The sequence below is a fragment of the Castellaniella sp. genome, from assembly GCF_034675845.1.
Lineage (GTDB): Bacteria > Pseudomonadota > Gammaproteobacteria > Burkholderiales > Burkholderiaceae_B > Castellaniella.
Genome location: NZ_JAUCCU010000001.1, coordinates 2,169,756 through 2,188,276, shown reverse-complemented (window position 1 = coordinate 2,188,276; position 18,521 = coordinate 2,169,756). Strand labels below are relative to the sequence as shown.

16 protein-coding genes, 1 tRNA gene and 1 pseudogene are annotated in these 18,521 nt (G+C 59.7%); 10 read left to right on the top strand and 8 right to left on the bottom strand.

The window, feature by feature from the left end:
• Positions 1–88 precede the first annotated feature (88 nt).
• Together VDP81_RS10495 and VDP81_RS10490 are read left to right on the top strand one after the other, a co-directional pair.
• A complete protein-coding gene (locus VDP81_RS10495; RefSeq protein WP_323012266.1) occupies positions 89–931 on the top strand; it encodes a hypothetical protein in 843 nt (280 codons plus the stop codon).
• Positions 924–1,712: an FRG domain-containing protein gene (locus tag VDP81_RS10490; RefSeq protein ID WP_323012265.1), complete on the top strand. Its 789-nt coding sequence runs from the start codon at positions 924–926 to the stop codon at positions 1,710–1,712. The genes VDP81_RS10495 and VDP81_RS10490 overlap by 8 nt, the downstream gene beginning before the upstream one ends.
• Positions 1,713–1,892: 180 nt before the next feature.
• Here the strand turns inward: VDP81_RS10490 and VDP81_RS10485 are convergent.
• Positions 1,893–2,120: pseudogene (locus tag VDP81_RS10485) on the bottom strand (tyrosine-type recombinase/integrase); the annotation flags it as partial.
• 140 nt (positions 2,121–2,260) lie between these two features.
• Here VDP81_RS10485 and istA point away from each other — a divergent pair.
• Positions 2,261–3,781 (top strand): IS21 family transposase, encoded by a 1,521-nt coding sequence (gene istA, locus VDP81_RS10480; protein ID WP_323012395.1) that lies wholly within the window; start codon positions 2,261–2,263, stop codon positions 3,779–3,781.
• Positions 3,768–4,508: an IS21-like element helper ATPase IstB gene (gene istB, locus VDP81_RS10475; protein WP_323011742.1), complete on the top strand. Its 741-nt coding sequence runs from the start codon at positions 3,768–3,770 to the stop codon at positions 4,506–4,508. Before istA ends, istB begins: the two co-directional genes overlap by 14 nt.
• On the opposite strand, the gene VDP81_RS10470 is transcribed toward istB, so the two are convergent.
• From VDP81_RS10470 to VDP81_RS10460, 3 genes are all read right to left on the bottom strand, one after another.
• The gene (locus VDP81_RS10470) at positions 4,459–5,415 is read right to left on the bottom strand and encodes a tyrosine-type recombinase/integrase (RefSeq protein WP_323012263.1); all 957 of its coding nucleotides are present in this window, start codon (positions 5,413–5,415) and stop codon (positions 4,459–4,461) included. The two genes, istB and VDP81_RS10470, sit on opposite strands and share 50 nt — an antisense overlap.
• A gap of 143 nt (positions 5,416–5,558) precedes the next feature.
• Positions 5,559–5,643: transfer RNA gene (locus VDP81_RS10465), tRNA-Leu, on the bottom strand.
• A 42-nt stretch (positions 5,644–5,685) separates the two neighbouring features.
• Positions 5,686–6,708, bottom strand: coding sequence for a GlxA family transcriptional regulator (locus VDP81_RS10460; RefSeq protein ID WP_322996262.1), 1,023 nt, complete (start codon positions 6,706–6,708; stop codon positions 5,686–5,688).
• 166 nt (positions 6,709–6,874) lie between these two features.
• Here VDP81_RS10460 and VDP81_RS10455 point away from each other — a divergent pair, with 166 nt between their 5' ends.
• Positions 6,875–8,302 (top strand): L-serine ammonia-lyase, encoded by a 1,428-nt coding sequence (locus tag VDP81_RS10455; protein ID WP_323012262.1) that lies wholly within the window; start codon positions 6,875–6,877, stop codon positions 8,300–8,302.
• A gap of 56 nt (positions 8,303–8,358) precedes the next feature.
• Here the strand turns inward: VDP81_RS10455 and VDP81_RS10450 are convergent, their stop codons facing one another.
• Positions 8,359–9,297 carry an EamA family transporter gene (locus tag VDP81_RS10450; RefSeq protein ID WP_322996260.1) on the bottom strand — a complete coding sequence of 313 codons (939 nt, stop codon included), beginning with the start codon at positions 9,295–9,297 and terminating at the stop codon, positions 8,359–8,361.
• An 80-nt stretch (positions 9,298–9,377) separates the two neighbouring features.
• On the opposite strand from VDP81_RS10450, the gene VDP81_RS10445 reads away from it, so the two are divergent.
• Positions 9,378–10,364, top strand: a complete 987-nt coding sequence (locus VDP81_RS10445; protein ID WP_322996259.1) for an LLM class flavin-dependent oxidoreductase — start codon at positions 9,378–9,380, stop codon at positions 10,362–10,364.
• A 69-nt stretch (positions 10,365–10,433) separates the two neighbouring features.
• Here VDP81_RS10445 and nadE read toward each other — a convergent pair whose 3' ends face one another.
• The 3 genes from nadE to VDP81_RS10430 all read right to left on the bottom strand — a co-directional run bounded on the left by nadE (position 10,434) and on the right by VDP81_RS10430 (position 13,808).
• Positions 10,434–11,264: an ammonia-dependent NAD(+) synthetase gene (nadE, locus tag VDP81_RS10440; RefSeq protein WP_323012420.1), complete on the bottom strand. Its 831-nt coding sequence runs from the start codon at positions 11,262–11,264 to the stop codon at positions 10,434–10,436.
• A gap of 71 nt (positions 11,265–11,335) precedes the next feature.
• Positions 11,336–13,024, bottom strand: coding sequence for a dihydroxy-acid dehydratase (ilvD, locus tag VDP81_RS10435; protein WP_322996238.1), 1,689 nt, complete (start codon positions 13,022–13,024; stop codon positions 11,336–11,338).
• A 79-nt stretch (positions 13,025–13,103) separates the two neighbouring features.
• Complete coding sequence (locus VDP81_RS10430; protein WP_322996237.1) at positions 13,104–13,808, bottom strand: Crp/Fnr family transcriptional regulator; 705 nt, start codon at positions 13,806–13,808, stop codon at positions 13,104–13,106.
• Between the two features lie 70 nt (positions 13,809–13,878).
• On the opposite strand from VDP81_RS10430, the gene VDP81_RS10425 reads away from it, so the two are divergent.
• Genes VDP81_RS10425 through VDP81_RS10410 form a run of 4 tightly spaced genes read left to right on the top strand, consistent with a single transcriptional unit; the run spans position 13,879 to position 18,444 of the window.
• Positions 13,879–14,862 carry an ABC transporter substrate-binding protein gene (locus VDP81_RS10425; RefSeq protein ID WP_323012261.1) on the top strand — a complete coding sequence of 328 codons (984 nt, stop codon included), beginning with the start codon at positions 13,879–13,881 and terminating at the stop codon, positions 14,860–14,862.
• Positions 14,859–15,641 (top strand): ABC transporter permease, encoded by a 783-nt coding sequence (locus VDP81_RS10420; RefSeq protein WP_323012260.1) that lies wholly within the window; start codon positions 14,859–14,861, stop codon positions 15,639–15,641. The genes VDP81_RS10425 and VDP81_RS10420 overlap by 4 nt, the downstream gene beginning before the upstream one ends.
• The gene (locus tag VDP81_RS10415; protein WP_322996234.1) at positions 15,634–16,299 is read left to right on the top strand and encodes an ATP-binding cassette domain-containing protein; all 666 of its coding nucleotides are present in this window, start codon (positions 15,634–15,636) and stop codon (positions 16,297–16,299) included. Before VDP81_RS10420 ends, VDP81_RS10415 begins: the two co-directional genes overlap by 8 nt.
• 33 nt (positions 16,300–16,332) lie before the next feature.
• On the top strand, positions 16,333–18,444 hold the full coding sequence (locus VDP81_RS10410; protein WP_323012259.1) for a TonB-dependent receptor family protein: 2,112 nt from the start codon (positions 16,333–16,335) through the stop codon (positions 18,442–18,444).
• The last annotated feature ends 77 nt before the right edge of the window (positions 18,445–18,521 follow it).

Genomic DNA, 18,521 nt, shown 5'->3' with positions numbered 1-18,521 from the left:
TGGAGTTGTCAATAGCTCTTGTCAGGCAGAATTAGCCTGGTACTTTTTGATTGTCTAGGAACTTGTTTGATAGACGCCAAGGAGCAATATGCCCTCAATTGAGTACAGCTTGTTTCGTGTAAAGATGGTTCGCCCGCATCAGGCATCCTTTTTGCACGATGAACTGACGCCGAGAGACATACTGCTACAAGCAATACTTGAAAAACCGTCGAGCGAACTTCGAAAAGGGTATCACTGGCATATTGGTAATATTCAGATGTTTGATCAGTTCACGGGCTACTTCGCTGCAGGACGAACAACTACCTCAACAATCGAGAAGTTCGATGAGGAGACGTCTAACTTCGTTGAAGAAGAATTGGAAGCGAGCCCGTACACCCATTGCGTCTTCGACGCAGCCATCGGATTTTTGGGCATCGCGAAAAAGCCTAACCTTTCCCAGACTACGAAAGGCATAGCTGCAAGGCTAGAACAACTACTTTCGCGGTCCCTAGTGGTTGTAAAGAATGAAATTGCAGTGGAAATTCGCCCGATTCCTGATCCTGATGGTTTTTTGAAGGCCATCGAAACGGCCTTCAAAGTATTTACTTTCTCCGCTACTTTTAGAGGGCCAAATCCCTTCGATGCCGATGAACATTTTCAAAAGCCTCTATCCGTCTACTTGAATGCAGCGGAAGGAATAAAAGGCAGAACAACGATAAGCGGCACAGATCTAAATAGGCGGGTACTTCAGGAGGTAACTCGCAGTACAGCCGCAACTGGTAATGAAGCGTCGGCGCGGATCCAGAAGTCAAAGGGACAAAAGGCAGTAACGGTCAACCTTAAAGGCGATCCTGTTAAGCGGAAATACGACGAGCAAGAGCACCGGCCGGAAATCGTTTTAGCAGATCTAACAGCCAAATATCGCACAGTGAGACGCGATGGTCTTGGTTGAAATTGACTCCGTCGCATCCCTCATCCAGCAGATTAATGAATTGCCCAACAACTATTTGTTTAGGGGGCAGGCCGATGCATCATGGCACCTTCAGTCTTCGCTCGAGCGTGTCGTTGGGCCAAACTGGTCAGCGGAAAAGGCTTATCAGTTCGAGGACTTTTCGCTAAAGAGCTTTTGCTCGAAGTTCCACCTCTACGACCGTGAAAATCTCCAGCCTAGTTCGAAGTTGGCATGGCTTTCTATCATGCAACACCATGGTATTCCGACCCGGCTGCTTGACTTCACTGAGAGTCCATATGTCGCGCTATATTTCGCGCTTGAGGCATCGGCCCCTGCTCTTCAGCGAGATATAGCCCTGTATGCGATTGACTATTCTGCTGTTATGGATCGGTCTATTGAGTACATTAGATCCAAAGATAATGGGTTCTCCGAAACGAGAGTAACGCTCTTTGATCGTCAAGATGAAGTATTCGATCAAGTTGTGGACCGGTTTTCCTACGACATAATTTGGGTCGGCGAACCCAAACTCCTAAACGCTCGCTTGGATCGTCAGGCAGGCTCATTTCTTCTTTCCGGCAATAGGGACCTTCGCATTGAAGACGTTCTAACTTCACCTCTTTACTCATCCGTAAACATGCAGAAGTTTGTTATACGAGGCAGCCTAGTGCCGGGTGTTTTTGCGCTTCTACGAAAGATGAACATCACCAGCAAGAGTCTCTACGGAGACCTTGATGGATTGGCGCGGTCGATTCGTATGCAGATGCAAATCTACGCTGTTTAGCCTGTCAATTGATAGGGCGTGTCTTTGCATGTGTAAGTGCAGTGTTGGGACCGTCTTGAAGCCAGTGTTTCTAGATAAGATTCCTGGGCCGTCAATGTCAATGGATCATGGTGAGTCCAAAAACGGTCCAAAAGGACTGCATCCAGGCGAGATTGTCTTCTTCGGGTCGTAAACAAGTGCTCAACTATGCAGTTTATCCAACTTTCCCACCAAATCCTCAGCTCTCAAATGCGTATAGCGTTTCAGCATCTGCATACTCTTATGCCCGCTGATCGCCGCCACCTCCTGATCTGACAGCCCCGCCTCGACCAGCCGGCTAACCGCTTCATGTCGCAGATCATGAAACCGGAAGTCTGTCAGACCAGCAGCCTTCTTGGCGTCCGTCCAGGCCTTATCGAATAGATAAGGTGTTAATGGCCAAATAAAATGACCCACTAATGGCCAATAATTTTGACCCACCTCCCGGGTGGCCATGAGGCCACAAACCGTATAGCGTTCCGACCCCGCAATGGCAGGTAGGAAGGAGCGCACAGATGAAGGAGTGGGTTGTGATTCACAAGATAAAAGGGATGTACGATCAGGGTCACGGGATGTCGATACGGGCCATCAGCGCCGAGCTGGGGATCTCGCGCAACACGGTGCGTAAGTACCTGCAGATGGACGAGACGCAGATCAGTGACAAGCAAGCCTATCAGTCACGCAGCAAATCGCTCGATACCTACCGGGATTACCTGGCCATTGAACTGAAGCGTTATCCGAAGCTCACGGCAGTGAAGCTTGCCCGACGCCTGCGCGCGAAGGTTGGCGATTTGGCTGTATCAGATCGCAGCATCCGGCGTTATGTACAGGACCTGAAGCAACAGGTCGCCTGCGGGCAACTGCGCTATTACGAGCCGGTTTTACAGACGGTGCCTGGCGTGCAGTGCCAGGTGGACCCGGGTGAACTGCGCGAGGTGCTGATTGGCGGCCAGGCACGCACGGTGCACTTTGTAGTGTTTGTCCTGTCGTATTCACGGCTGCTGTATGTGGGGCTGGCGTTCAAGGCGCTCGATACAGCAGCCTTCATCGAACTGCATGACCAAGCGATGCGCTACTTTGGCGGGGTACCAGAGGAGTGCATCTATGATCAGACCAAGCTGGTGGTTATCGACGAGCGCTACCGCGAACTGACTGTCAACGCGCGTTTCTATGAATACGCCACCCATGCCCGGTTTCGTATCCATGCCTGCGAGGGCTATGACCCCGAGAGCAAGGGCAAGGTCGAGGCAGGCGTCAAGTACGTCAAGACGGACTGCCTATATGGCGAGGAGTTTGCCAGCGAGCAGGCGCTGCGCGAACACCTCGCCCAATGGTTGGAGGACGTAGCCAATGCCCGGCTGCATGGCACCACAGGACAGATTCCGCGTGAACTTTTTGAGAAGGAAGAGCGCAAGCATTTGCGCCCTTACAACCCATCATTTGACTTGACCACCCAGTCGGCTGTCTGGCAGCGCCGCCGGGCAGACAAGACGGGGCTGATCTCGTGGCAGTCCAACAAATATTCTGTCCCGCTGGCCTGGCAGCGGGCCTATGTGGGCGTGGTCGAGCAAGATGGTGGCCTAGTTATTACAGACCTGGAATCTGGTTCTGTGATCGCCACCCATACCCTATGCGTCGGGCGCGGACAAATCGCCAAGAACAATCACCATTACCGCGACCATGCACAACGCATCACTGACTTGGAGCAGGAGATTGCCACCCTGATTCCATCGCCGGATGCTCAGGCCCTGTGCGCGACCCTGAAGCATACATCGCCACGGATCTATAAAGACCAGTTGGTGGCTGTCTGCAAGATGCTTCGCGTATACGCGAAGACAGACGCCGGGCTGATTGCCGCACTAGCTCGTCGGCCAAGTATGACGGCCACACAGCTGGAGCGTTATCTGCAAGCCAGTGCATCGGCACATGCCCGTGGGCGCACTGGCGCATTGTGGGAGTCCAGAGCGGATGGGGCTGAGCCGCTGGATCTGACCGTCTACGCCCAGGTTGGCCAACCGGGTGGCCAGGAGGTGGACCATGAGTGCGCTTGAGATAGCCCGCACCCAGTATCGTGCCCTGCGCCTGAATGCGATTGGCCACAACCTAGTGGATCTGGTCGCCCGGGCCGAGGCGGGAGAACTATCCTACCTGGACTTTGCCCACCTGCTAGCCGAGCACGAACTGGCCGAGCGTGCAAGCACACGTATTGAACGGCACCGCCGTGCATCGGGACTGCCTACCGGCAAATACCTGGAGGGGTTTGATTACCGTCACCAGACGACGATCAGCAAGCGCCAAGTCAACACATTGCTGGATTTCAGCTTCATTGACAATCGAGAGAACATCATATTCATTGGCCCTCCCGGCGTTGGCAAGACCCACCTGGCCATTGGCATTGGCCACAAGGCCGTGGCCAGTGGCTACAAGGTGTTGTTTCGCACTGCCTTGGATTTGGTCGAGGACTTGGAGTTGGCCGAGATGAAGGGGGAACTGAAAAAACGCATCAATCAGTTGGCCAAATTCGACCTGCTGGTAATCGACGAGCTGGGCTACCTACCCATGACACCGCAGGCCCGTTTCAACCTGTTCCAGTTGGTCAATACCCTGTATGAGTACCGGTCGATTATCTTGACTACTAACAAGGGGTTCGCTGACTGGGGGGCGTTCTTCCATCACGATAACGTGGCCATCCCCATCATCGACCGCATCATCCATCATTCCAACGTATTCATGCTGGGAGGAGAGAGCTACCGTTTAAGACAAAAAATGCCCGAATAGGGCTTAGGGGTGGGTCAATTTTATTGGCCAAAAGTGGGTCAAAATAAATGGCCATTGACAGATAAGGCCGTCTCACGCCGTCCCGACCAGGCTCACCAAAGAACACTAGATCTGTCTCAGGTGGCCGAATCGGATTATCAATCGCAGCCTGAAACGCAGCGGTCGCCGCTTTCGTCAGCGGAACAGTCCTCGGCGATGAGTTCTTTGTGATATCCAGACGTACAACCCGTTTCTCCATATCAACCTGGTGAAGCCGTAGACCGCCGATTTCTGAAAGCCGCATTCCGGTTTCGAGAGCAATTCGCACGATCCAACTGAACATTGGGTTTGAGTAAGCATCCACGGCAGCCAGCAAACGCTTGTTTTCTGCCGGCGTCAGCCGACGATTTCGCCCAGCCCCAGGGGCAGGGCGTCGAATCTGGGCGACGGGGTTGAAAGGCAACCCAATACCCCATTCCTTGATAGCCACGGTAAATAGATGACTGAGCAACGCCAATTCCAGTCGGACAGTGTTATTGCTGCGTGGAATCAGCTTGCCGTTTTCGTCCGGATCGCCTGCCAATCGCATGTCACGGTATTGCGCGACGATGTCGGCGCTCAAAGCAGCCAGCGAATACTTTCCAAGATGCCTCATCAGCGGCTGCGCTTTCTTATGCTCTGATACGCGAGTGGATTCCCGCTTGGTCGGCGTCACCTCCCGCAGATAGCGCTTCAGCGCCGCCTCTACCGTCATCCGCTCCCCTGGCGCTCGCTGTATGTACACTCCGCGTACCATCTCATCTTCAGTACGCCTGGCCCAATCCTCCGCATCCCGCTTTGTCCGAAATGTCTTGGACGCAGTCGGCCAGCCCGTCTTTCGAATGACGGCTTTCCAGGTACCAGAAGGGGTCTTAACGATGGTTGCCATGCGAGTAAAAGCTCCGAACAGTACACTCGGCGCTTCACCACTGTACCGAAACTGTACCTGGCTCGCAAACTTGGAAAATCCCCCGGTCTTGGGGTAAGAATAGAAACCGCTCTAAAAGATTGTATTTATTGAGATTTTCAGAGTGGTGCCCGGGGCCGGAATCGAACCGGCACGCCTTGCGGCGGGGGATTTTGAGTCCCCTGCGTCTACCAATTTCACCACCCGGGCAGGGTCGGGGTCACAGTGTTGGACTCCGGAAATGGATCGCCATTATACGGTGTTTTTGGCATTGTCTGCTTGGCGGCGCCACAAGCCGGGTGCTTGACCGTATTCAGCCCTGAAAGCGCGGCCCATATGGGCGGCATCCGAGAAGCCGGATTCAGAGGCGATGGTGGCGATGCTTTTGTCGGTATGGCGCAGCATCCAGGCTGCCAGCTGCAGGCGAATCTTGCGGGCATGGCCCTGGGGCGTGGTGCCCAGGTGCTCGCGAAACAGGCGCTGCAACTGGCGTGCAGACAGGCCCAGGCGGTCGGCCAACTGGGGCAGGGTCAGGGCCTGCCCTGCGTATTGCTGGATCAGCAGGACAGCGCGGCGCACGATGGGGGGGCAGTCGGCCGGGACGTCGGGCGGCGGGGGCTGCACGCGGGTTTGGGCTTGCTCTACATCGGTCTGCAGGCAGCGCAGGGCCTGCTGGATGTCGGCACCCGGTACGTGTCGGCGCAGAATCCGCACGGCCACGTCCGTGACGGCTGGGCCGCCGGCGCAGGTGATGCGGCGCCGGTCGAACACCAACTGGCGGTCGATGACCAGCTGTTCCGGTGCAACTGCCGGAAAGCGCCGGACAAAATCCTGATACAGGTTGCCGCCCAAACTGAACCGATGGCCCGCCAGCACGCCGGCCTGGGCCAGGGCAAAAACACCGTTGCCCAGGCCGACCAAATGGCGGCCTGCGCCTGCCGCCTGGCGCAGCCAGGCCAATAGCCCCGCGCCAAAAGGACTGGCAGGCATCAGCGGCCCGCCCACGACCACCAGATAGTCAAAGCGCAAAGGGTCGCCCAACAGGTCTGTGGGCACGATCTGCACGCCGCTGGCCGAGCGCACGGGGATGAGGGTGTCCGCCACGACTTCCCAAGCGCATGGGCCGGGCATGTCGACTTGGGCGTCCAGCAGGCCCAATAAATCGGCGAAGGCGGCGAACATCCCCATCGAAAACTGGGGCAGCAGCACGAAGCCCAGGCGGACACGAACGGGATCGGATGGAGCAGCAGGGGATTGCATGTCGTTTTTATTCATTTTATATGTTATTCATGTCGTTTTTATTCATTTATTAAAAATGACTGTATACAGAATAACACTACAAACAAAATGAAATACTGAAAATTACCTGATGAATGTCGTTTTTATTCAATCCAGATTTCTCTAAATCACTAGAATCATCCGCAATCTTCGGAGCATATTCATGGCACTCTCAGTTTTCGATATTTTCAAGATCGGCATTGGGCCGTCCAGTTCGCATACCGTGGGGCCGATGCGGGCTGCACGCAACTTTGCGCGTAATCTGGATACGCGCGGGCTGCTGTCCCAGGTGGCCAGCCTGTCTATCCACCTGTATGGTTCGTTGGCAGAAACCGGGGCTGGCCACCGCACCGACATGGGCATCATGCTGGGCCTGATGGGCGAGGCCCCCGATACCGTGGACCCAGCCGCTATCGGCGATCTGGTGGACGCGATCGAACGCGACCAACGCATCAGCCTGTGGCAGCATCACACCATTGCCTTCAACCCGAAAACCGCGTTTTCCGGGCGCGTGCAGCCGCTGCCGGAACACCCCAATGGCATGCGTTTCATGGCGCTGGATGCGCGCGGCGACACGGTGCTGGACGAACGCTACATCTCGATTGGCGGGGGGTTTATCCGCGCCCTGGACAGCATCGAAACCGACGAGACCGTGCCCGAGCACGAACCCATGCCCTACCCTTTTGCCAACGCAGCCGAACTCATGGAGCAATGCCAGCGCCATGGCCTCAGCATCGCCCAACTGATGATGGCCAACGAGATCACGCTGCGTTCAGCCGACGAAGTGCGTGCGGGCGTGCTGCGCATCGCCCAGGTGATGGACGATGCCATCGACCGCGGCTGTGGGCTGCAAGGCGCTTTTGCCGATGAGATCCTGCCCGGCGGGCTGAAGGTCAAGCGTCGCGCCCCGGCGCTGTACCAGGAACTGTTGTCCAAGTCGCGGGCGGTCGAGCCCGGTCAGGTCCGCCCACCGGCGCCCGCCAACCCGGACGATGTGATGTTCGCCATGGACTGGGTCAACCTATACGCCATGGCGGTCAACGAAGAAAACGCCGCCAGCGGACGGGTGGTCACTGCACCCACCAACGGGGCATCCGGCTTGTTGCCAGCAGTACTGCGCTATTACCGCACGTTTATCCCAGGCTGGTCCGAAGCCGGGGTCGTGGATTTTCTGCTGACCGCCGCCGCGATTGGTTTTCTGTATAAGGAAAATGCGTCGATTTCGGGGGCCGAGGTCGGCTGTCAGGGCGAGGTCGGGGTAGCCTGTTCGATGGCGGCAGCCGGTCTGGCCGCAGTCCTGGGTGGCACGGTCGCGCAAATCGAAAATGCCGCCGAAATCGGGATGGAGCATAATCTGGGCCTGACCTGCGACCCGGTGGGCGGGCTGGTGCAGATTCCCTGTATCGAGCGCAATGCCATGGGCGGCAACAAGGCCATCAATGCCTCGCGCCTGGCCCTGCATGGCGATGGTAAGCACCATGTCACGCTGGATATGGTGATCGAGACCATGCGCCAGACGGGTGCCGATATGAAATCCAAATACAAGGAAACTTCCCGGGGCGGACTGGCGGTGAACGTGGTCGAGTGCTGATGTATGACATCGGCTGATTCAGCCCGGCGTACAGCCAACGACAGCCGCAGGATTGCTCAGGTCTTGCGGGCGGCCCGCACCACGCCGATGCTGGCCGCCACCACCAGGCCTACCCCCAGCATCTGGCCCAGGCCCATGCCCTGCCCCAGAATCCACCAGCCCGATATGGCCCCAATGGCGGGCTCCAAGCTCATCAGCACCCCAAACGCCGCCGCTGGCAGGCGGCGCAGGGACTGGATTTCCAGGATGTAGGGCACCAGCGGCACCAGCACTGCCAGCCCGGCGGTCAGCGCCAACTGCTGCCAGGGAAACGCCACGGTGCCGGCCTCGGCCACGGCAAAAGGCAAGGACAATACGGCGGCAGCCAATAGCGAAACCGACAGGCCCTGCAAGCCCGGAAAGCCCTGGCCGATGCGCTTCATCATGATGATGTAGACCGCCCAGCCGCTGGCGGCCAACAAAGCAAAACCAATGCCGATCAGATCCACCCCCGACGCGGCATGGGCATCGCCCCAGACCAGCAGCAAGATGCCGATGCCTGCCAGCAGGGGCCAGACCAGGGCTCGTCGCCCAGGCACGCCCAGGGTGGCCACCGCCAAGGGGCCGCAGAACTCCAAGGCCACGGTCAAATGCTGGGGCAGGCGCTCCAGCGCCAAAAAGAATGCCAGGGACATCAGCGCCATGCCGACGCCCAGAATCCAGGTGGCGCGCCACTGGCTGGCCGTGAAACGATGCAGCGGCGGGCGTACAAAGATAAACAAGACCACAGCGGCCCAGCAGATGCGCAAGGCCGAAGTGCTCAATGGCCCATAATCCGCGATTACCGGCACGGCCAAGGAAACGCCCACCTGTACGCTGATCATGGCGGCAATTGCCAGCCCCACGGCCAGCCAATAACCGCTGCTCAACGGCAAGGGGGGAGCAGGCGACGGGCGACGAGTTTTGCCCGAACCGGTGACCGAGGGGGCTGGGGACGAGGATGGGATATTGGTCACAGTGACTGTCTGCTTGCCGATACAGCTATAGTCTTGCTTCACCGGCGCGTTAATAAGATAGTGAAATAGGATACTAGCCCATGAATATCAATATTCCCCTGTCCGTCCTGGACCTGGCCCCTGTCGTCGAAGGGGGCAGCGTAGCCGATTCCTTTGCCTGCACAGTCGACTTGGCCCGCCATGCGGATTACTGGGGCTACCAGCGTTATTGGTTGGCCGAACACCATGGCATGGCGGGGATCGCCAGCGCCGCCACGGCGGTGCTGATCGGCCATGTGGCGGGGGTGACTTCGCGGATTCGCGTGGGCGCCGGAGGCATCATGCTGCCCAATCACTCGCCGCTGATGGTGGCCGAGCAATTCGGCACCCTGGATGCGCTGTACCCCGGGCGCATTGACCTGGGCCTGGGGCGTGCGCCTGGATCGGATCAGGCCACCGCCCGCGCACTGCGGCGCGCACTGGACACGGACCCGGAGCAATTCCCCCAGGACGTGATGGAGCTGATGGATTATTTCCAGGGCAACAATCCAATCCGCGCCACGCCTGGTGAGGGCTGCCAAGTACCAGTCTGGATTCTCGGGTCCAGCCTGTTCGGCGCTCAGCTGGCTGCTGCCCTGGGGCTGCCTTATTCTTTTGCATCGCATTTTGCGCCCGCCCAGATGATGGATGCGATCCGCCTTTATCGCCAGCAATTCAGGCCCTCGGAGTTTCTGGCCAAGCCCTATGTAATGCTGGGCTTCAATGTGTTTGCCGCCAACACCAACGAAGAAGCGCAGTTGCTGGCCAGCTCGTGGCAACAGTCCTTCGTCAATCTGCGCAGCGGACGGCCCGGCAAGCTGCCCCGCCCAGTGGCAAACTACCCGGGCAGCCTGCCGCCACCGGCCAAAAACCTGCTGGATCATATTCTGTCGTGTGCCGCCATCGGTTCGCCCGATACGGTGGCCGCCCATATGCACGCCTTCATCGCCCGCACCGGGGCCGACGAACTGATGATTACCTGCAATATGCATGACCACGCCGCCCGGCTGTATTCCTATCAAATCGTGGCGGGCCTGATCAATCGCTAGACTTGGTGCCTTCTTTGCTGTCTGGCGCTGGCACGGGGCATCGTTCAATGCAACGGCTTGTTGCTGGCCTCAAGGCGCAATCGGCAAGGCCCGCTTATGGGCGCTGCGCCGCCAGGTGGCGATGATGGTGTCAAAGGCAGCCTGGGGAATAGCCTTGCCCTCCAGAAAGTCGTCGATTTGGTCGTAACTGACCCCAAAGGCGTCTTCGTCGGGCCGCAGGGGCTGCAGGGATTCAAGATCGGCCGTGGGGACTTTATAGACCAAGGCATCGTTAGCCCCCAGGGCACTGGCCAGGGCCCGCACCCGACGCTTATTCAGCCCCGCCAAGGGGGTGACATCGGCGGCGCCATCCCCGAATTTAGTAAAAAACCCCATCAATGCTTCGGCGGCGTGATCCGTGCCTACCACCAGCCCGCCCTGGGCACCTGCCACGGCATATTGGGCAATCATGCGTTGGCGGGCCTTGATGTTGCCATGCAGAAAATCCTGCTGGGCGGCATCGCGGAAACCCTGACCGGCTGCCTGCACGGCAGCCAGCATGGCGTCCGAGGCGGGCTGCACATCCACCACCAGGATTTCGTCGGGATTGATTACCTGCAGCCCGCCCTGGGCATCGGATTCGTCCAACTGCACCCCATAGGGCAGGCGCATGGCGACAAACCGTGCATCGCCGCCCTGTTGGCGCAAGCGCTGAACGGCGCGCTGCGCCAGGCAACCCGCCGTCAGGGAGTCCACCCCGCCGCTGATGCCCAGCACCAAGGCGCGCGCGTCGGTCTGGCGCAACAGGTCGGTCAAAAACTGAACCCGGCGCTCGATTTCAGCTGCGGCATCGAAATCATCCGATACCCCGAGGTCTTGACGGATACGGGTTTGTAAATGACGTTGGTCAGCACTGATCATCATGATTCCTGAATCAAAAAAGGGCCGGGCACACAGGCCCGACCCCATACGATACTAACTTTTCAGCAGAATCAGTTGCGATCCTCGAAGAGATCCAGCACTGCGCCTGTACTGGCATCCGAGCAATTGAAGGCGAATTTTGCCTGCACGCCGCGCGTGTAGCGCGGGGCGGGGGCTTTCCAGGCCGCGCGGCGAACCGCCAGGATCTCGTCGGAGACATCCAGATGCAGCAACTGCTTGTGGGCATCAATGGTGATGATGTCGTTTTCCTCGACCAGAGCGATGGTGCCGCCCACGGCAGCTTCAGGGGCTACGTGACCCACGACCATGCCCCAGGTGCCGCCGGAGAACCGGCCATCGGTGATGAGGCCCACGGAATCACCCAGGCCTTCGCCCACCAGGGCACTGGTCGGCGCCAGCATTTCAGGCATGCCCGGACCGCCTTTGGGGCCCAGATAGCGCAGCACCATGACATCGCCAGCCTTGATCTTGCCCGCCAGGATGGCATCCATGGCCGAGGGTTCGTCGTCGAACACACGGGCCGGGCCGGTGATGGACGGATTTTTCAGGCCGGTGATTTTGGCCACGGCGCCGAGTTCAGCCAGATTGCCCCTGAGGATGGCCAGATGGCCTTCAGGATACAAGGCGTTGTCCAGCGTATGAATCACGTCCTGATTGACCGGCACGTCGGGCACATCGACCAGGGTCTCGGCAATGGTCTTGCCGGTGATGGTAATGCAATCCCCATGCAGCAGGCCGGCATTGAGCAGCAGCTTCATGACCTGAGGCACGCCGCCCGCCTGGTGAAAATTGACCACCAGGTGTGCACCGCTGGGCTTCAGGTCGCAAATGACCGGCACGCGACGGCGCACGCGCTCGAAGTCGTCGATGGTCCATTCGACCCCGGCAGCATGCGCAATCGCCAGGATATGCAGCACGGCGTTGGTGGAGCCACCCGTGGCCATGATGACGGCCACCGCGTTCTCGATGGATTTGCGTGTGACGATATCACGCGGTTTCAGGTCGAGCCTGACAGCGTTCAACAGTACCCGGGCCGATTCAGCGGCTGAATCGATTTTTTCCTGGTGCACATTGGCCATGGTGGAGGAATACGGCAGGCTCATGCCCATGACTTCGAAGGCCGAGCTCATGGTGTTGGCGGTGTACATGCCGCCACAGGACCCGCTACAGGGAATGGCATGGGTCTCGATGTTGCGCAGGTCTTCTTCGGACATACGCCCGGCTGCGTGTTCGCCCACGGCCTCGAAGACGCTGACGATGTTCAGGTCTTTGCCGCCGTAGCTGCCCGGCAAAATGGTGCCGCCATACACGTAGATGGAGGGCACGTTGGCGCGCAACATGCCCATCATGCCGCCCGGCATGTTTTTATCGCAGCCGCCGATGACCAGCACACCGTCCATCCACTGGCCCTGCACACAGGTTTCAACGCAGTCGGCAATGACCTCGCGCGAGACCAGAGAATATTTCATGCCCTCGGTGCCCATGGCCATGCCATCCGAAATGGTGGGGGTGCCGAACATCTGCGGGTTGCCACCAGCTGCCTTGACTGCGGCGGCAGCGGCATCGGCCAAAGGCTGCAGGCCGCTATTGCACGGCGTGATGGTGCTTTGGCCGTTGGCAATGCCGATCATGGGGTTGTTGAAGTCTTCTTCTTTGTAGCCCAGGGCGTAATACATCGAGCGATTAGGTGCGCGGGCCACCCCCTGGGTGATATTGGATGAGCGCAAAGGCTTGGACATGAGCGGATCCTTCCGGGTTATATCAGCGAACAATCTTGAAGTGTACGGCTTGTTTGGCGCTTTTGCAGGGTTTGTCAGATCAGAAGCTGCGACGGGCGGATTGGACCAGTGCCTCCAGGGCAGTGAGGTCGCGCAGCGTCCAATCGCGGCGTGCGCCGGTGATCAAGCCCTGAGATACCCAGTCGGCCAGCAGACGGCTAAGGGTCTCGGGGCGCACGCCCAAGTGTACGGCTAGCTGGCGCTGCGTCAGGGGCATACGCACACCCCCCGCAGGGTTGCAAGGCAGACGCAACAGATAATCGGCCAAGCGCTGGGCAGCGGTGCTGTCGCTGAACCATTCCATTTCATTGACCCGTCGATAGACGCGGTCGCTCAGGCGCGTCAGCAGACGCAGAGATAGTTCGGGCCAGCCAGTGACCAGTTCGATCAGGCCACTGCGTTTCAGGCACTGCACCACGGCATCGCCGCGCGCCCGCGCCTCCATCGGATAGCGGCCATGGGTCATGAACATGGCGGTTTCAGCCAGCAGCTGCCCCGGACAAAAAATCTGAAAAACGCGCTCCTGGCCTTCCTGAGTGTGGCGCAAGACCTCGACGTGACCATCCAGCACATAGAGATATTCCACCGCGTCCTCACCCTCGCGAAACAGGACCTCGCCTGCTTGTACGTGAAAGACCGCCGCATCGCGCAACAGCACCTGCTGCAGGGTCGGCGGCATGTCGCGAAACAAAGCATGGTCCAGCACCTGAACGGAGGAATAACCAGATTTGTTGACTTTTGTCATTGTGGGCTATCGGTTTTAAGTGAGAACATACGCGATTGATAATAATTCGCATTCATCTATGTGGAAAGCTTTGAAATCATCATACCGCGTCATGGCGGGCGGATTGCTGGCAGCGGCACTGTGCCTGGTCCAACCTGCCCAGGCCGCCCCTTACGAAAAACTGGTGTTGGCCGGGCCCACCGCTGCAGTCAGCTTTCCCCTGATCCATATGGTCGAATCCGGCGCACTGGCGGGCTGGGCCGATCAAGTGGAATTTCGCCACTGGAAGAATCCAGACCAGTTGCGGGTGCTGCTGGCCAAGCAACAGGTGGATTTCAGCGCCACCCCGGTGAACCTGCCTGCCATCATGGCAAATCGCGGCTTGCCGGTACGCCTGCTGAATGTGTCGGTATGGGGTCTGCTGTGGTTCATCAGCAGCGACCCTGCCATTCAATCCGTGGCCGACCTGGCTGGTCAGCCTCTGCTGACCACGTTTCAACGCGACCTGCCGGCCCTGTTGCTGGAACGCCTGCTGGTCGCTGAGGGCCTGACGGGCGACAAAGCGCCCCAGCTGCGCTACGCCCGCGATGCCCAGGATGCGACCGCCCTGATGCTGACCGGCGAAGCCCCGAACCTGCTGCTGCCCGAGCCGTCCGTCTCGCTGCTGCTGGCACGCAATGCCCAACAGGGCAAGCAGACCATCCACCGGGTGCAAAGCCTGGAAGACGCCTGGCACCAGGCGTTTCCCCAGCAACCCGATCTGCCCCAGGCAGGCATCATGGTCAATAGCCACCGGGCAGACGACGAGGCCCTGAGCCAGGCTGTGGCCCAGGCCTATACCGATGCCACAGTCTGGTGCAAGGCCCAGCCCGCGCAATGCGCCCGGGAAGTCCATCGACACCTGGACTTCCTGCCGCTGGCAGCCATCGAGGCTTCGATCCAGGTGACACGCCTGGACAGCCGGGATGCCAGTGCTGTGCGCCCTGCGTTAGAGGCGCTGTACGAACTGATCCTGGCCAACAATCCTGAAGCGGTGGGCGGCCAACTGCCCGCTCCTGGGTTCTACGGCCCATGAAACCGGACGCCATGCCTGCTGCCGAACCGACTTCCTGGCGCTGGTCGGCCCTGGGCGTCGTGCTGATCTTTCTGGCTTGGGAGATCGCGGCCCGCGTCATGGGCCCCATGCTGATGGCCACCCCCTGGCAGGCGCTGCAATCCATCGCCGATCTCAGTCGCGATCCAGGGTTCTGGTCCAACAGCCAGGCCAGCCTGCTGCGCATCGCCATCGGCGTGGGCACGGGCTGCTTCATCGGTTTTACGCTGGGGGTGCTGGCCGGCCACGATGCGCGGCTGCGCGGGCTGCTGGAACCTTTGCGCTGGCTGCTGATGGCCATTCCGCCTGTCGTGGTGGTGGTACTGGCCATGCTGTGGTTTGGCCTGGGGTCCGGGATGGTGATCTTCATCACGATTTTGATGATGGCCCCCGGCATGTACGTCAACACGGTCAAGGGCATGCGCATGATAGACCGCGGCTTGCTGGAAATGAGCCAGGTTTATCGCTTCGGCGCCTGGATGCGCCTGCGTCACATTTATTTGCCGGCCCTGGCGGCCCCCCTGACGGCGGCCTTGCTGATCGCCACCTGCGGCGGGGTGCGCCTGGTCGTCATGGCCGAGGTCCTGGGAGCGGAAAGCGGGGTGGGTTACGCCCTGGCCAATGCCCGCAGCACCTTTGACAGCGGCCGTCTGTATGCCTGGGTATTGCTGATTCTGGCCCTGGTAGGGCTGCTGGAGTTTCTATTGCTGCAACCGATTCAACGCCGCCTGACGCGCTGGCAAGAGCCCAGTCATGCTTGAGATGCACGCCCTGAGCCTGTGTTTCGGCACGCGCACCGTCCTGCATGACATCAACCTGTCGGTCCGACCGGGTGACTGCATTGGCCTGATCGGCCCCAGCGGGGCAGGCAAAAGCACGCTGCTGCGGCTGGCCGCCGGACTATTGCCGCCCACACGGGGGCGCTGCAGCAACACCTTTGCCCGCACCCGTCTGGTGTTTCAAGACCCGCGCCTGCTGCCCTGGCGCAGCGTGGCGGCAAATCTGGACCTGGCTCTGCAGGCGGCGGGGATCGATCCGAAACTGGCCGTACAACGGCGCAATCACTGGCTGGACCGGGTAGGCCTGTCTGACGCGGCACACGCCTGGCCAACCGAGCTGTCCGGCGGCATGGCGCAGCGCGCCTCTTTGGCCCGCGCCCTGGCCCTGGAACCCGATCTGCTGCTGTTGGACGAACCCTTTAGTGCGCTGGACCCTGCGCTGCGCAGCGACCTGGGCCAACTGTGCAGCACTCAGTGCCGCGCCACCCAGGCCGCCATGATCTGCATCAGCCACCAACCCTGGGAACTGAATGGTCTGGTCGATTGCATTCTGCAAGTCGCCGACGGATGTATCCAGCCTGTCGCGCCCTGTACATCCGGGCCAGGAGCCATGGCAAACCCTGCCAGCCTCCAGGCTTGATCGCCCCTTTATTTTTTACCCACAGGTACTCCGATGCGTACTCTCTTTATCCCGACCCCTCTGGCGCTGGCCCTTGCCCTGACGCTAGGCAGCAGCGCGGCGCTGGCCCAGGAAGTCAACAGCCTGAAACCCATCATCATCACCGGCGATGCCCAGGCCAGCCCCCTGGCCCCCAGCGTGCAGGCCGAGCAGCAACGCCTGAATCAAGTGCCCGGCGGCACCAACCTGATCACCCCTCAGCAAGAAGCCCGGCTGGCCACCCTGCGCGATGCCCTGGACTTCGAGCCAGGCCTGGTCGTGCAGGAGTTTTTCGGGGGCCTGGATCAGCCGCGCCTGAATATCCGGGGCTCGGGCATCCAAAGCAATCCGGTCAACCGCGGCGTCCTGCTGCTGCAAGACGGCCTGCCATTGAACGAGGCAGATGGTTCATTCGTCATCGGGTTCCTGGAACCGCGCAACGCCGACTACATCAGCGTGCGCCGGGGGGCCAATGCCCTGTCGCCCGCGGCCACCACCCTGGGCGGCGAACTGGATTTCCAATCCCTGACCGGCACGCAAGGCGATATGCTGCGGCTGGAAGGCGGCAGCTTTGGACGCCTGGGCGCCCAGGCCGCCAAAGGCTTTCAGGGCGATACCCTGGATGGTCGCCTGAGCGTCACCCACGACAAGTACGACGGCTACCGCCATCACTCGGGGTCCAAACGCACCAGCGTACAGGGCAATGTGGGCGTCGTCGGCGACAACTTTGAAAACCGCACCTACCTGTCCTACGTGGACCTGGACGTAACCATCCCCTTCGTGGTGCCTCGCGCCATGATGGAGGAAGACCCTCGGGACGTTATCGGTGACGGCAAGACCGCCAACCACCCGCTGAATGTCTATAAGCGCGACCCGCACCGCATCTCGCGCCAGTTCCGGGTGGCCAATCGCACGTACTGGGGCACCGAGGCACTGAACCATACCTTCGGGGTGTACGCCCAGAACGTGGACGATACATTCCAGGACCCCTTAAGCGTGACCGCCACGGACGGCATGACCTACGGCGCCCAGTGGCAACTGGCCGGCCAATACGAGAATATCGACTACCGTGTGGCCCTGGACTGGGCGCGCAGCGACATGGATCGCAAGCTCTATGTGGTCAACCCGGACAACGGCTCGCGCCTGCGAGAATTCGGCAACTACGACCTGCAGGCCGAAAACCGCAATGCTCTGCTGGGTTTTGCCTGGCATGTCACGCCGCAATGGTCAGTCGTGGGCAATGCCAAGTTTTCACAGGCGATCCGCAATGCCCGCGAACGCAGCAGCGGCAAGGATCTGAATCAGGACTGGAGCTACATCAGCCCCACCCTGGGCCTGGTCTGGCAGCCCGCCGAACATCAACGGTTTTTTGCCAACATCAGCCGCAGCAATGAAGCCCCGACCTACTGGGAAATCGTCAATGGTTCAGTGACCCCTCGCCCCAATGCCATCATGCCGATCCCGGCCAGCACCAGCCTGAGCGAGCTGCAGCTGCAACGCGCCGACACCATCGAAATCGGTGGCGAAGGCCGTCTGGGCGAGGGCCAATATGCACCTCGCTGGGCTGTGGCGCTGTACCACAGCGATGTGAAAAACGAACTGATGTCTGTCAGCACGGCCAACGGCACGGCGGCAGGCACCTATAACTACCAGGGCGGCACCCGGCACCGGGGAATGGAGCTGGGCCTGCGCGGCAGCCTGCCTGGCTTTGTCCAGAACGCGACCTTTGACTACCGCGTGGCATATACCTTCAGCGACTTTCGTTTCAAGGATGGCGAATACGCGGGCAATCGCATTGCCGGCGTGCCGCGCCATCTGATCAGCGCCGAAGTCCTGTATCACAGCGGCGGCCTGCGCATCGGCCCCAATGTGCGCTGGATGCCATCAGCCACCGAAACCAATCATGCCAACATACCTGATACCCAGCAAGACAGCTATGCCTTGCTGGGCTTCAAGGCGGATTACCGCATCGACAAGCACTGGCAGGCCTATGTGCAGGCAGACAACCTGACGAACAAAACCTACGCCAGCGCTTTTGTGATCCGCAACGTGGCGGCGCCCGACGCCCCTACGTTCCTGCCGGGCAATGGCCGCAGCGTGACGGCGGGGGTCAGCTATCGGTTTTAAGGATGGGCTTTCATGCCCCGTGATATGGATGCAACGGGGCAATAATGCGCTTATGATAAATAGCCACCGATCCCGCA

Coding starts and splice junctions, on each gene's coding strand:
- VDP81_RS10495 (WP_323012266.1), top strand. CDS start 89: ATGCCCTCAATTGAGTACAGCTTGTTTCGTGTAAAGATGGTTCGCCCG.
- VDP81_RS10455 (WP_323012262.1), top strand. CDS start 6,875: ATGGCACTCTCAGTTTTCGATATTTTCAAGATCGGCATTGGGCCGTCC.
- VDP81_RS10410 (WP_323012259.1), top strand. CDS start 16,333: ATGCGTACTCTCTTTATCCCGACCCCTCTGGCGCTGGCCCTTGCCCTG.
- nadE (WP_323012420.1), bottom strand. CDS start 11,264: ATGATCAGTGCTGACCAACGTCATTTACAAACCCGTATCCGTCAAGAC.
- istB (WP_323011742.1), top strand. CDS start 3,768: ATGAGTGCGCTTGAGATAGCCCGCACCCAGTATCGTGCCCTGCGCCTG.
- VDP81_RS10470 (WP_323012263.1), bottom strand. CDS start 5,415: ATGGCAACCATCGTTAAGACCCCTTCTGGTACCTGGAAAGCCGTCATT.
- ilvD (WP_322996238.1), bottom strand. CDS start 13,024: ATGTCCAAGCCTTTGCGCTCATCCAATATCACCCAGGGGGTGGCCCGC.
- VDP81_RS10460 (WP_322996262.1), bottom strand. CDS start 6,708: ATGAATAAAAACGACATGCAATCCCCTGCTGCTCCATCCGATCCCGTT.
- VDP81_RS10445 (WP_322996259.1), top strand. CDS start 9,378: ATGAATATCAATATTCCCCTGTCCGTCCTGGACCTGGCCCCTGTCGTC.
- VDP81_RS10420 (WP_323012260.1), top strand. CDS start 14,859: ATGAAACCGGACGCCATGCCTGCTGCCGAACCGACTTCCTGGCGCTGG.
- VDP81_RS10415 (WP_322996234.1), top strand. CDS start 15,634: ATGCTTGAGATGCACGCCCTGAGCCTGTGTTTCGGCACGCGCACCGTC.
- VDP81_RS10430 (WP_322996237.1), bottom strand. CDS start 13,808: ATGACAAAAGTCAACAAATCTGGTTATTCCTCCGTTCAGGTGCTGGAC.